14 protein-coding genes are annotated in these 12,023 nt (G+C 61.9%); 10 read left to right on the top strand and 4 right to left on the bottom strand.

Annotated elements, in window-relative coordinates; translation table 11 throughout:
* The first annotated feature begins 32 nt into the window (after window positions 1-32).
* Window positions 33-545, top strand: a complete 513-nt coding sequence (locus PY310_RS00985; RefSeq protein ID WP_275212274.1) for a VOC family protein — start codon at window positions 33-35, stop codon at window positions 543-545.
* An 81-nt stretch (window positions 546-626) separates the two neighbouring features.
* On the opposite strand, the gene glmS is transcribed toward PY310_RS00985, so the two are convergent.
* Window positions 627-2,516: a glutamine--fructose-6-phosphate transaminase (isomerizing) gene (glmS, locus tag PY310_RS00980; protein ID WP_275212273.1), complete on the bottom strand. Its 1,890-nt coding sequence runs from the start codon at window positions 2,514-2,516 to the stop codon at window positions 627-629.
* A gap of 88 nt (window positions 2,517-2,604) precedes the next feature.
* Between glmS and coaA the strand changes: the two genes are divergently transcribed.
* From coaA to mscL, 3 genes are all read left to right on the top strand, one after another.
* On the top strand, window positions 2,605-3,570 hold the full coding sequence (coaA, locus tag PY310_RS00975) for a type I pantothenate kinase (RefSeq protein ID WP_275212272.1): 966 nt from the start codon (window positions 2,605-2,607) through the stop codon (window positions 3,568-3,570).
* Between the two features lie 5 nt (window positions 3,571-3,575).
* Window positions 3,576-4,442 (top strand): M15 family metallopeptidase, encoded by an 867-nt coding sequence (locus tag PY310_RS00970; protein WP_275212271.1) that lies wholly within the window; start codon window positions 3,576-3,578, stop codon window positions 4,440-4,442.
* Window positions 4,443-4,526: 84 nt separating this feature from the next.
* Window positions 4,527-4,931: a large conductance mechanosensitive channel protein MscL gene (mscL, locus tag PY310_RS00965; protein WP_275212270.1), complete on the top strand. Its 405-nt coding sequence runs from the start codon at window positions 4,527-4,529 to the stop codon at window positions 4,929-4,931.
* 68 nt (window positions 4,932-4,999) lie between these two features.
* Here mscL and glmM read toward each other — a convergent pair whose 3' ends face one another.
* Window positions 5,000-6,361 carry a phosphoglucosamine mutase gene (gene glmM, locus PY310_RS00960; RefSeq protein WP_275212269.1) on the bottom strand — a complete coding sequence of 454 codons (1,362 nt, stop codon included), beginning with the start codon at window positions 6,359-6,361 and terminating at the stop codon, window positions 5,000-5,002.
* A gap of 160 nt (window positions 6,362-6,521) precedes the next feature.
* Between glmM and PY310_RS00955 the strand changes: the two genes are divergently transcribed.
* Window positions 6,522-7,445: a glycosyltransferase family 87 protein gene (locus PY310_RS00955; protein ID WP_275212268.1), complete on the top strand. Its 924-nt coding sequence runs from the start codon at window positions 6,522-6,524 to the stop codon at window positions 7,443-7,445.
* Between the two features lie 179 nt (window positions 7,446-7,624).
* Here PY310_RS00955 and rpsI read toward each other — a convergent pair whose 3' ends face one another.
* Both rpsI and rplM read right to left on the bottom strand, forming a co-directional pair.
* A complete protein-coding gene (gene rpsI, locus PY310_RS00950) occupies window positions 7,625-8,131 on the bottom strand; it encodes a 30S ribosomal protein S9 (protein WP_275212267.1) in 507 nt (168 codons plus the stop codon).
* A 38-nt stretch (window positions 8,132-8,169) separates the two neighbouring features.
* Window positions 8,170-8,613, bottom strand: a complete 444-nt coding sequence (gene rplM, locus PY310_RS00945) for a 50S ribosomal protein L13 (RefSeq protein WP_015937805.1) — start codon at window positions 8,611-8,613, stop codon at window positions 8,170-8,172.
* A gap of 296 nt (window positions 8,614-8,909) precedes the next feature.
* On the opposite strand from rplM, the gene PY310_RS00940 reads away from it, so the two are divergent.
* From PY310_RS00940 to PY310_RS00920, 5 genes are all read left to right on the top strand, one after another.
* On the top strand, window positions 8,910-9,575 hold the full coding sequence (locus PY310_RS00940; protein ID WP_275212266.1) for a prepilin peptidase: 666 nt from the start codon (window positions 8,910-8,912) through the stop codon (window positions 9,573-9,575).
* A gap of 277 nt (window positions 9,576-9,852) precedes the next feature.
* Window positions 9,853-10,056, top strand: a complete 204-nt coding sequence (locus tag PY310_RS00935) for a Flp family type IVb pilin (protein ID WP_275212265.1) — start codon at window positions 9,853-9,855, stop codon at window positions 10,054-10,056.
* A complete protein-coding gene (locus PY310_RS00930; protein WP_275212264.1) occupies window positions 10,056-10,259 on the top strand; it encodes a Flp family type IVb pilin in 204 nt (67 codons plus the stop codon). Before PY310_RS00935 ends, PY310_RS00930 begins: the two co-directional genes overlap by 1 nt.
* Before the next feature lie 243 nt (window positions 10,260-10,502).
* Entirely contained in the window at window positions 10,503-10,928 is a 426-nt protein-coding gene (locus PY310_RS00925) for a TadE/TadG family type IV pilus assembly protein (RefSeq protein WP_275212263.1), read from the top strand.
* Window positions 10,929-10,978: 50 nt separating this feature from the next.
* Window positions 10,979-12,001, top strand: a complete 1,023-nt coding sequence (locus PY310_RS00920; RefSeq protein WP_275212262.1) for a Tad domain-containing protein — start codon at window positions 10,979-10,981, stop codon at window positions 11,999-12,001.
* Window positions 12,002-12,023: the final 22 nt, after the last annotated feature.

Below are 12,023 nucleotides of genomic sequence, written 5' to 3'. Positions count from 1 at the left end.
TAGATACAGTCAGACTGCAATTGGAGATTCCGATGATTCCGACACTGGCCGGGGTTCACCACCTCAAGCTGCCCGTCTCAGACCTGGACCGGTCAATCCGGTGGTACGGCACCCGGCTCGGCTATCAGGTCGTCATCGAGTTCCGCGAACACGGCCGCCTTACCGGCGTTGCCATGACCCATCCCGACGGCGGCCCCGACCTTGCGCTGAACTTCAACCCGGACCGGGCGAAGGCGTCAGCCGGCTTCGACTACTTCTCCATCGGCGTGCCGGACCGGGAAGGGATCCAGGCGTTGGCGGCCCACCTGAGCGGCCTCGGCGAGGCCCATGCCGGGGTGCATTTCGCAACGATCGGATGGATTCTGCCGATGCTGCATGACCCGGACGGTCACGAGGTTCGCTTCTACTCGGTGGAATCCCACACTGAGCTCGACCCGGCTGTCCCGCTCGTCATCGATGACGCCGTGGCGACCGCACGGGCCAAGGAGGAGCGGTGGCGTGCCGATAGGGCCGCGTCCAGCGACGTGACCGGCGTGGCGCCGTGAACGGCGTGGCCCAGCACTAGACGGAAGCCCCGGCCCTTTGAAAGGGCCGGGGCTTCCGGACAGGCAGCAGGTGCTTCTGTGTTACTCGACCGTGACGCTCTTGGCGAGGTTGCGCGGCTGGTCAACGTCGTAGCCCTTGGCCGCGGCGAGTTCGGCGGCGAAGATCTGCAGCGGGACGGTGGTCAGCAGCGGCATCAGCAGCGTCGGGGTTTCCGGGACGTAGAAGACGTGCTCGGCGTAGGCCTTCACGGCTTCGTCGCCTTCCTCGGCGATGACCAGGGTGCGGGCGCCGCGGGCGCGGACTTCCTGGATGTTGGAGACCACCTTGGCGTGCAGCGAGTCGCGGCCGCGCGGGGACGGGACAATCACGAACACGGGCTTGCCTTCCTCGACCAGCGCGATGGGGCCGTGCTTCAGCTCGCCGGCGGCGAAGCCTTCGGCGTGGATGTAGGCGATTTCCTTGAGCTTCAGCGCGCCTTCGAGTGCCACGGGGTAGCCCACGTGCCGGCCCAGGAACAGGACGGACTGCTCGTTGGCCATGCTGCGGGCCAGTTCGCGGAGAGGGCCGGCGCCGTCGAGGATGGTCTGGATCTTGTCCGGGATCTTGCCCAGGTCAGCCAGGACGTCCTTGATCTGCCCTGAGAACATGTTCCCGCGCAGCTGCGCCAGGTACAGGCCCAGCAGGTAGGCGGCGGTGATCTGCGCCAGGAAGGCCTTGGTGGAGGCGACGGCGATCTCCGGGCCGGCGTGCGTGTAGAGCACGGCGTCGGACTCGCGGGGAATCGTGGAGCCGTTGGTGTTGCAGATGGAGATGGCCTTTGCGCCCTGTTCGCGGGCGTACCGGACGGCCATCAGGGTGTCCATGGTTTCGCCGGACTGGCTGATGGAGACCACCAGGGTGTTCTCGTCCAGGATCGGGTCGCGGTAGCGGAACTCGTGCGCGAGTTCCACCTCGGTGGGGATCCGGCACCAGTTCTCGATGGCGTACTTCGCCACGGTCCCGGCGTAGGCTGCGGTGCCGCAGGCCAGCACGATGATCTTGTTGACCTTCTTGAGCTCCTCCGGATCGATGCGGAGCTCATCCAGGGTCAGGTTGCCGTTCAGGTCCGAGCGGCCCAGCAGGGTCTGGCGGACAGCGTCCGGCTGATCGTGGATTTCCTTCTCCATGAAGGAGCTGAAGCCGCCCTTGGTGGCCGCTTCGGGATCCCAGTCAACGTGGTATTCCTTGCCCTGGGCCGGGGCGCCGAAGAAGTCCGTGATCTCCACGGTGTCCGCGGTGATGGTGACAATCTGGTCCTGGCCGAGCTCCACGGCGCGGCGGGTGTAGTCGATGAACCCGGAGACGTCCGAGCCGAGGAAGTTCTCGCCCTCGCCCAGGCCAACCACCAGCGGGGAGTTGCGGCGGGCAGCGACCACCACGTCGGGCTGGTCAGCGTGCACGGCGAGGAGGGTGAACGCACCCTCGAGCTGCTGGCAGGCGAGCTGCATGGCGACGGCCAGGCCGCCGTCGGCATTGCCGTTCAACTGGTTGCGGAAGATGTCGCCCAGGAGCACGGCGGCGACCTCGGTGTCGGTTTCGGACGCGAACTTGTAGCCCTTGTCCACCAGGTCCAGCTTGAGCTCGGCGAAGTTTTCGATGATGCCGTTGTGGATCAGGGCCAGCTTCCCGTCGTCGGCCAGGTGCGGGTGCGCGTTCTGGTCCGTGGGGCCGCCGTGCGTGGCCCAGCGGGTGTGGCCGATGCCGGTCAGGGTCTCGGGCAGCGGGTGCTCCTCCAGCTCGGCCCGGAGGTTGCTCAGCTTGCCCGACTTCTTCCGGGACTCGATGGCCCCGTCCGAGACCACCGCAACGCCTGCGGAGTCATAGCCGCGGTACTCCAGACGGCGCAACCCCTCCAGGACCACATCCAACGCGCTATGACCGGCATTGCCACGGCCATCAGCATGACCCACATATCCAACGATTCCACACATGCGCTAAAGCTTATCGGCAGGCGGGTTGAGTTTTAAACTTCCGGGGCCGCATTTCGCTCTCAGCCCTGCGCGGGGCAGAATCTCTAAAGTGACTTTGCAACGCAACGAAGCGAACGGGGAGGGTGTCTCTCCGTTCGTTGAGCTGGACCGTCAGACCTGGTCCCGGCTCGCCGCCCAGATGGAGCAACCCCTTAACGAAGAGGACATTGTCCGTCTGCGTGGCCTCGGCGATCCCCTGGATATGAAGGAGATCCGCGAGGTCTACCTGCCGCTGTCCCGGCTCCTGCACCTCTATGTCGAGGCCGCGGGCCAGCTGCATTCGGCCACCACCACCTTCCTGGGTGAGAAGACCCAGCGCACCCCCTTTGTGATTGGCGTGGCCGGCTCGGTGGCTGTGGGGAAGTCCACAATTGCGCGTGTGCTCCGGGAGATGCTGCGGCGCTGGCCCGGCACCCCGAACGTGGAGCTGATCACTACCGACGGCTTCCTCTACCCGCTGGCCGAGCTCAAGCGGCGGCAGCTGCTGGAACGCAAAGGCTTCCCCGAGTCCTACGACCGGCGTGCGCTGCTGCGTTTTGTGAGCGAGGTAAAGGGCGGCGCGGAGGAGGTCCGGGCGCCCTGGTACTCCCACGTCACCTACGACATCGTTCCCGAAAAGGAAGTGGTGGTCCGCCGCCCCGACGTGCTCATCGTGGAAGGCCTGAACGTGCTCGCCCCGGCCCGCCCGCGCCAGGACGGCAGGCAGGGGCTGGCCGTGAGCGACTTCTTCGACTTCTCCATTTACGTGGACGCCAAGACCGCCTACATCGAGGAGTGGTACGTGGAGCGGTTCCGCCGGCTCCAGAGCACGGCGTTCGCGCAGCCCGAGTCCTACTTCCACCGGTACGCGTCGCTGTCCCCCAGCGAGGCGGAGAGCACGGCCCGGGACATCTGGAAGCGGATCAACGAGCCCAACCTGGAGGAAAACGTCCTCCCCACCCGCGGCCGGGCCCAGCTGGTGCTGACCAAGGATGCGGACCACTCCATCCGCCGCATGCTCCTGCGGAAGGTTTAACCCAGGTGTGCCACCACTGCGTGGCCGGGGCTCTTGCGCCCGGCGCCAGCCGGCGGTCCTTCGCCCGCTTCCTCGCCGCCGGGGCGGGGCTGACGGTGTTGACCGCGTGCACACCGCAGGCACCCACGGCGGTGGCGCCGCCGTCGTCGTCCGCCCCCTCCGTCACCCCTGCGGCTCCCTCCCCCACTGCGGCGGAAAGTACGACGGCGGCAGCTGAGCCGCCGTCGCAGGCTCCCGTCCCGCCGTCGGCGGCTGCGTCCCTGCCGGGGCAGTTCTCGCTGACGGACCCGGCGAGCCCCTGGGTGGTGGTGAACAAGCACCGCCCGCTGCAGCCGCCGGACTATGCGCCGACGGACCTGGTCCAGCCGAATGTGCCGCTGGCCGTGTCCGGTGAGGCTTCGTTGCTGAACAGCACCACGGCGGCTGCGGCGGAAGCGATGTTCACGGCGGCCGCGCGGGACGGCGTGACCATGGTGCTGGCGAGCGGCTACCGCTCGTACGCCACCCAGGTGATGACCTACAACGGGTATGTGGCGGCGCGCGGCCAGGCGGATGCCGACACCGCCAGCGCCCGTCCCGGCTACTCGGAGCATCAGACCGGGTGGGCGTTCGACATCGGCGACGGGGGCGGGGCGTGCGGCTTCCAGCCCTGCTTCGCGGACCAGCCGGCGGCCGTATGGGCGAAGGCGAACGGCCACCGCTTCGGCTTTGTGGTGCGGTACCCGTGGATGTTCCACCCGATCACGGGCTACTACTACGAGCCGTGGCACCTGCGGTACATCGGGGTGGAGGCCGCCACGGATATGGCCAACCGGGGCATCAACACGGTGGAGGACTACTTCGGGTTGGAAGCGGCGCCGGGGTACGTCTGAGGGGCCTGTTTGGTTCCCGACACGGGCGAAAAGTTTACTTTGCCGTCATGTGTAGCGTCGCTTTAGTGCGCTAGCTTGGTCTTTATGTTGACAGGATTCAAGAATTTCATCATGAAGGGCAACGTCGTAGACCTTGCCGTCGCCGTTGTCATGGGTACAGCTTTCGGGGCGGTCGTCACCGCACTGGTGAACAAGGTACTCATGCCATTCATTGCAGGACTCGTTGGATCTCCGAACTTCGATAGCTTTGCCAAGGTTGACTTCAACGGCAACGCCATGGAATTTGGCGTTCTGCTGACCGCCATCGTCAACTTCCTGCTTATCGCTGCCGCCATCTACTTTGTGGTGGTCATGCCCATGAACCACATGATCGAGCGCCGCAACCGCCGGCTCGGCATCGATCCCGATGTCAAGGAAGAATCTGCCGAAGACCCGCAGATCGCCCTGCTTACCGAAATCCGCGACTCGCTGCGGGAACGGTCCCTCTAGCTAGCCCGTAGCCCAACGAACTGTGGCCCGCCTCCTGACGGAGGCGGGCCACACTGGTTTGAACTTGGTTAGTCGGTGACGAGTTCGAGCGCGAGTTCGGTGCGGACCACCTGGGCGAGTCGCTCGGCGATGGACTCGGCGGTGGCTTCATCGCCGGCCTCCACCATGACACGGACCACGGGCTCCGTGCCTGACGGGCGGAGCAGGACACGTCCGGTGTCGCCCAGTCCGGCTTCAGCCACGGCCACGGCCTGCTGCAGAACTTCCGAGCTGCCCACGCGGCTGCGGTCAACGCCCCTGACATTGATAAGGACCTGCGGGAGCTTGGTCATCACGGCGGCCAGTTCCTTGAGCGGCTTGCCGGTCAGCGCGACCTGCGCGGCCAGCTGCAGGCCGGTCAGGACGCCGTCGCCGGTAGTGGCATAGTCGGAGAAGATGACGTGCCCGGACTGTTCGCCGCCCAGGTTGTAGCCGCCTTCGCGCATGCTTTCGAGGACGTAGCGGTCTCCGACTGCGGTTTCGCGGATGCTGATGCCGGCTTCGCGAAGTGCGATCTTGAGCCCGAGGTTGCTCATGACAGTAGCGACCAGCACCTCATCCACCAGCTTGCCGGACGCTTTGAGGGCAACGGCCAGGATCGCCATGATCTGGTCGCCGTCCACTTCGTTGCCTTCGTGGTCTACGGCGAGGCAGCGGTCGGCATCGCCGTCGTGGGCGATGCCGAGGTCCGCGCCATGCTCTACGACGGCGGCCTTGAGCTGGCCGAGGTGGGTGGAGCCGACGCCGTCGTTGATGTTGTGGCCGTCCGGTTCCGCGCCGATGACCAGAACGTCGGCACCGGCGTCCTTGAAGACCTGGGGTGAGCAGCCGCTGGCAGCGCCATGGGCGCAGTCCAGAACCACTTTGAGGCCGTCGAGGCGGTGCGGCAGGGTGCTCAGGAGGTGGACCACGTAGCGGTCTTCGGCGTCGGAGAAGCGCTGGATGCGTCCCACGTCGGCGCCGACGGGACGGGTGGGCTCCTTGCTCATCTGCTGCTCGATGGCGTCTTCAACGTCGTCAGGGAGCTTCTGGCCGCCGCGTGCGAAGAACTTGATGCCGTTGTCCGGTGCCGGGTTGTGCGACGCGGAGATCATGACGCCGAAGTCCGCGTCAAGATCGGCCACAAGGTAGGCAGCGGCCGGCGTGGGAAGGACTCCTGCGTCGTAGACGTCAATGCCGGAGCTGGAGAGCCCGGCCTCAACGGCGGCGGCGATGAATTCACCGCTGGCGCGCGGGTCGCGAGCCACCACGGCGCGGGGCCGCGTGCCGTTGGTGTTGCGGTCATGCCCCAGCACCACGGCGGCTGCCTGGGCGAGCTGCATGGCAAGCTCCGCCGTCAACAGGCCGTTAGCAAGGCCCCGGACTCCATCTGTTCCAAATAATCTAGACATCGGGGTCAAGTCTAGAGGATAGCCGGGTCACGCATGTGCCGTCCGCTTCAGATCTTGAGATAGCGGAAGTTGATGCTTTTGATTCGGAACAGGCTACATCTCATTAGACTGACCTAGAATAAAACACGGTATCGCAGGTTCTCCATGGCACCATCGGAGCATGTCGAAATTTTCTGACCCAAGAGCCAAAATCGCGGATGCACCATGGGGTTTCATGAATGGTTTCACCTGCAAGTACCCATCGGCGACACGTTTGGCGGTTGTACTTCTATGGCTCTTGGGCATCCTCACCGCATATTTGTCCATACGAGGCGCCGTCGTCGGAACCATACTGGGGCAAGACGCTCATGCGTATTGGCTGGCAGCACAGAGCGAGCTGGTGTATGACAGAGCGCCCGGCCAGAGAGATGCGTATCTATATTCGCCAGCTTTCGTCGCTGCGATAAAGCCCCTCGCCACACTTTCCTGGCCGTTCTTCCTGGTGATATGGATCTGTCTCGAGGCTGCAATACTGATCTGGCTTGTGAAGCCACTGCAATTAAGATGGTCTGCGCCTATTTTCCTGCTCTGTTTGCCAGAGCTAATGGTCGGCAACATATACATCTTGCTGGCTGGCTCCGCTGTAGTCGGTATGTACAGGCCCGCCGCGTGGGGGTTTCCGATCCTGACAAAGCTAACAGCAGGAGTTGGACTTCTCTGGTTTGCCGCACGTGGCGAGTGGAGCCGGTTTATTGAGGGTATCGGTGGGCTCACCCTTGTTGTCATAGTTTTGTACGCTCTTGAACCCACCCAGTGGCAGGCTTGGATGCAGTTCCTCTTCGAGCAGAGGGATGGAACACCGGACAGTCAAACCAGTTTTGTATTGCGTTGTTTACTCGCCGCTTTGCTAGTGGCAATCGGAGCCTGGAAACAACGGCCTTGGCTGATTGCTCCTGCCATGGTTCTGGCTTCACCAGTACTTGTCGGTCTTATACCGCTCACGATGCTGGCTGCGATCCCGAGGCTCAACCGGCTGGCAAGGTTAGACGCTAATCTTTCCGGGCCGTCACTACCCCGCGGCAGGCATATGACTAAAGGTTTCTGACCCCGGCTCGGTAGCGATCGGCGCGGAGGATACCAACGATGATCACATTTCCTATCTACTGCGCCCCTCTCCCGAACAGCATGGTCAACCGCCACCGCCCAGTCGTATACCGTTCATGCTTCAAAAAACCGAGAAGCCCGCCCCGCCGAATGGCGGGACGGGCTTCTCTGCAAGCGGATCTAGCGCTTGGAGTACTGCTGAGCCTTGCGGGCCTTCTTGAGGCCGGCCTTCTTGCGCTCGATGATACGGGCGTCACGACGCAGGTAACCGGCCTTCTTAAGGGTGGCGCGGTTGTTGTCGACATCGATCTCGTTCAATGAACGGGCAATGCCGAGGCGCAGGGCGCCGGCCTGGCCGGAGATGCCACCGCCGTGGATGCGGGCGATGACGTCGTAGGCGCCTTCAAGATCCAGGATCTTGAAGGGCTCGTTGACGTCCTGCTGGTGCAGCTTGTTCGGGAAGTAGTTGTCCAGCGCACGGCCGTTGATGGTCCACCTACCGGAACCCGGTACAACGCGGACGCGGGCAACGGCTTCCTTCCGGCGGCCAACAGCAGCGCCGGCAACGGTCAGTGCCGGGCGCTCCTTCTTCGGCGCAGCAGCTTCAGCGGCTCCGCTTTCAGAGGTGTAGCTGGTCAGGGTTTCCTCAGCCTCAACGGCTTCGGTGGTCTCTTCGTTCTGAGCCACGATTCTCCTTGTATAGATAAGTTGTTTGGTGGCCAGGACTACTGGGCGACCTGGGTAATTTCGAAAGTCTTGGGCTGCTGGGCGGCGTGGGGGTGCTCTGCACCGCGGTACACCTTCAGCTTGCCCAGCTGCTGTGCAGCGAGAGAGTTCTTGGGGAGCATGCCCTTAATGGCCTTCTCAACGGCGCGGACCGGGTTTGACTCCAGGAGTTCCGCGTAGTTGACGGAGGTCAGGCCGCCCGGGTAGCCGGAGTGGCGGTATGCGCGCTTCTGCTCCAGCTTGGCGCCGGTCAGGGCTACCTTTTCAGCGTTGATGATGATGACGAAGTCGCCCATGTCCATGTGGGACGCAAAGGTGGCCTTGTGCTTGCCGCGCAGCAGGATTGCGGTCTGGCTGGCAAGACGACCAAGGACAACGTCTGTGGCGTCAATGACGTGCCACTGGCGGTTGATATCGCCGGGCTTCGGGGTGTACGTACGCACGGTTTTTGCCTCGTTCTTGTTCTGGCGTTCTTGTTTAGGTGCCACTCAAGCGTGTGCACCTACTATCTATGCGCTACCGGAACAGAGGTGAGGGCTCTATGTAACCAGTCATCCAAAAGTCTCGAATGTGCTCGTTGAGTAGTTATCCTGCAACCGGATTCTCAAGCGGGCACGCATCATCGAGAAAGGACACGCACAACGACTACCAATGTTAGCTTGAACCCGGCCCCAGGGTCAAAATGGGTGAGCCGGACAGTCTTCGCAGCGCGCCGGTCAGACTCAAGCAGGGGGACTCGATGACTTCTTTGGGCTACGCCGGTTCAACAATGCCGCTGTTTGTGGCCGCGATCGGAGTCCTAGGACTCATCCTCTCGCCTGTCGCCGAGCTTCTCATCGCCAGGCTCCTCCCCCGCATCGGCGGACTGCCGTCCACGCGCCTCCGGATTACGACGTCAGTGATCACCGGCGCCCTCTGCGCCGCCTTTGCTTGGCGCTTTGGAGCAGACGCAGGGCTGCCGGCTTTCGTCCTGCTGGCCGTTCTTGGTGTACAGCTGGCCAGGATTGATGTTTCGCTGCATCTTCTGCCCAACCCCCTGGTTTTGTCCCTCCTTATAGGAGGGGTCGGTTTCCTCCTGGCGGCGGTTTTCGGTGGATCGCAGTGGGGAGACGTGCTTCGCGCGGTAGCCGGAGCGGCGATTCTCTTCGTCACTTACCTCATTTTGGCAATTATTTCGCCGAGGGGCATGGGGATGGGCGACGTGAAGTTCGCGGCACCCATCGGCCTCTACTTGGGATACCTAGGCTGGAGCCAGCTTCTGTATGGCGGCCTCCTGGGCTTCATCCTGAACGGAATCGTCACGGTCCTGGTTTTGCGCAAGACTCGCTCAGACCGTGCGTCTGAGGTGCCCCACGGGCCGTCGATGCTTGCCGCCGTTATCGGCGTTGCGTTCCTTTTTTCCTGAGCGGTTACCCAACCTCAGTGCAGCAGGCGATCGCTTCCGCCGCCATATATCCAAGTAGTGGCGTGCGTACATACATCCCTGATGCGAGTACCCAGGATGGTGCTTCGAGTACGCCATATAAACGGCCTGGAAAAAGTCGAGTACCCCTACGCATTGTTGCCGGAAGTCGCTACTGACAATCTCTTCTTAGCGAAGTCCAGCAACCGCCAAAAAATGGGGCAGCTGGAAATTCGTTGGAATCAATTCAAATCCATTTCACCGAATTAAAGGAAATACAATGACTTCTCTTATGGTCTCCATGATGGCTTACGTAACGGGCCTAAAACACCGCCTGGCATCCGAGAAGGGTGCAACCGCCGTCGAATACGGTCTTATGGTCGCCCTCATCGCGGTCGCCGTCATCGTCGCCGTGACACTCCTGGGAACCAATCTGTCAACGCTGTTCGACGGCGTCGCCAAGAAACTCCCCAAGGTTTCCTGATGACTAACGTAATTGTGTCATTGCTCGCGCACCTTACAGGCATCAAAGACAAGCTCGAATCTGAAAAGGGAGCCACGGCTGTGGAGTACGGTCTGATGGTCGCACTTATCGCCGTTGCCGTCATCGTCGCCGTCACCCTTCTTGGTACGAACCTATCAACGCTGTTCAACACCGTGGCCGGCAAGATCCCATCCGTCGGCTAAGAAACCCCGCTTTAGCGTCGAAGCCCAGGGGCGGGGCGCGGCGGCGAGCCTATCGCTGCCGCCGTTCCCGCCACTGGGCTTTCCGTCGTCCTAACATCCAAAGTCAGGCTATCTGAAGTCAGGAGGGGTCATGGAAGGTCCAACATCTCAGGGAAAAGCCTTTCGGTCGTGCATGGTTGACGCTTGTGAGTCGATGCGATTCTGGCAAAATGCCGCCCTCGCAGACAGAAAGACTGGCCGAGGGTGAAGCGCCTTGGCAAGCATTGCAGCACAAGAAGGTCTAAGGAAATTGGGGCTGTTGCCGTCGAGTTCGCCTTGATTCTGCCAATTTTTCTAGCACTCATTCTTGGAATCGTGGAATATGGGCGCGCCTTCAGTATCCAGGTATCTATGGCGGAAGGTGCCCGCGAAGCAGCAAGGTATTCGGCTATCCACTACTCAGACACTGGCTATGCGAAGTCCACTGCACAGCAGAAAGCGGTTGACGCAGCCCCTATCGCCAATCTGAAGCTCACCGACGTCGACATCAGCGCATGCGCTCCCAACGAGGATTCGATTGTCACCATCAGCGTGGCGACAAAATACCTCACCGGCCTTCCGACGCTGGTCCCCTTCCTGCCCGACATCATGAACATCTCAGCAAAGGGCGTCATGCGATGTGGAGGATAATTTGGAGGCCGGTCAACACAGCCAACTCTGATGGGAACGAACGAGGAGTGGTGGCCCCGCTCGCGGCGCTCCTTATGGTTGTCCTGCTAGGCTTTGGCGCCCTCGCCGTTGACGTCGGCGCCATGTACTCGGAGAAGGCTCAGTTGCAGAACGGCGCGGACTCGGCCGCGCTCGCAGTCGCTCAGGCGTGTGCCAAAGCCACGATGACGACCTCTCCCTGCGGTTCAAACCAAAAGGCCAAAGCAACGGAATACGCCAACGCTAACGCCCTTGATGGTTCAAGTGACGTTGTTTCAGCCACTGTAAACGCAGGAACGGTCAACGTCACCACGGCGACACCTGCCGGCGCTAATGGTGAGCACTTCTCCCTATACCTGGCGAGGGCCCTCGGCATAAACTCCGTTGAAATCCAAGCATCAGCCCAGGCCGTCTTTGGAGGAGTCTCTGCCTATAACAGTCTGCCGATGGCTTTCTCTAAGTGTGAGGCTGACTCAACGTTACTGAAAGACGGAGATTTCCGTTTTTTCCCGGCACATGGAAGCGCTAGCCGGGACAAGAATGAACCCTACCCATGTCCAGGTAACTCATCTGGGCAAGAAATGCCAGGGGGTTTCGGATGGCTCGTGGACCCGCTCGCTAAATGCTCTGTCTACGTCGACACTAAAAATCCTTGGGTCGACTCTCGACCAGGAGCAGCTTACGAATCGCCGTGTACCGACACAATGCTGGCTTGGTGGGCTGCGAAGAACAAGACCCCCTCTGAAGAGGTCAAGATTCTTGTCCCGATCTTTGATGATAACGACCCGAAGCGCGGGAAGCATGGTCAATTCCACATTCAAGCCTTTGCAGAGCTGAGCATCGACAGTTGGCATCTGAGTGGGACTAGCAAAACAAACCATCCACCAGAAACGTATCTGACGTCAGCTGCCAAAGATCTCTCCACCAAGCTTGGGCTGAAGAACTCCGATCTAGGACTATTTGGGCGATTTGTGCGCGCGGTTTCTCTTGATGAAGCCGCGAAGCTCGACGGATCTACCATTTACGGCTCAACGGGCGTGAAAATCACTAACTAGATATTCCTTCAAGAACCAAAAC

The sequence above is a fragment of the Pseudarthrobacter naphthalenicus genome, from assembly GCF_029076445.1.
Taxonomy (GTDB): Bacteria; Actinomycetota; Actinomycetes; order Actinomycetales; family Micrococcaceae; genus Arthrobacter; species Arthrobacter naphthalenicus.
This window is presented reverse-complemented; position numbering and strand designations above follow the sequence as displayed.

Excerpts from the sequence above, each read along its gene's own strand:
- PY310_RS00985 (WP_275212274.1), top strand. The coding sequence starts at position 33 with ATGATTCCGACACTGGCCGGGGTTCACCACCTCAAGCTGCCCGTCTCA.
- glmS (WP_275212273.1), bottom strand. The coding sequence starts at position 2,516 with ATGTGTGGAATCGTTGGATATGTGGGTCATGCTGATGGCCGTGGCAAT.
- mscL (WP_275212270.1), top strand. The coding sequence starts at position 4,527 with ATGTTGACAGGATTCAAGAATTTCATCATGAAGGGCAACGTCGTAGAC.
- glmM (WP_275212269.1), bottom strand. The coding sequence starts at position 6,361 with ATGTCTAGATTATTTGGAACAGATGGAGTCCGGGGCCTTGCTAACGGC.
- PY310_RS00955 (WP_275212268.1), top strand. The coding sequence starts at position 6,522 with ATGTCGAAATTTTCTGACCCAAGAGCCAAAATCGCGGATGCACCATGG.
- PY310_RS00940 (WP_275212266.1), top strand. The coding sequence starts at position 8,910 with ATGACTTCTTTGGGCTACGCCGGTTCAACAATGCCGCTGTTTGTGGCC.
- PY310_RS00935 (WP_275212265.1), top strand. The coding sequence starts at position 9,853 with ATGACTTCTCTTATGGTCTCCATGATGGCTTACGTAACGGGCCTAAAA.
- PY310_RS00930 (WP_275212264.1), top strand. The coding sequence starts at position 10,056 with ATGACTAACGTAATTGTGTCATTGCTCGCGCACCTTACAGGCATCAAA.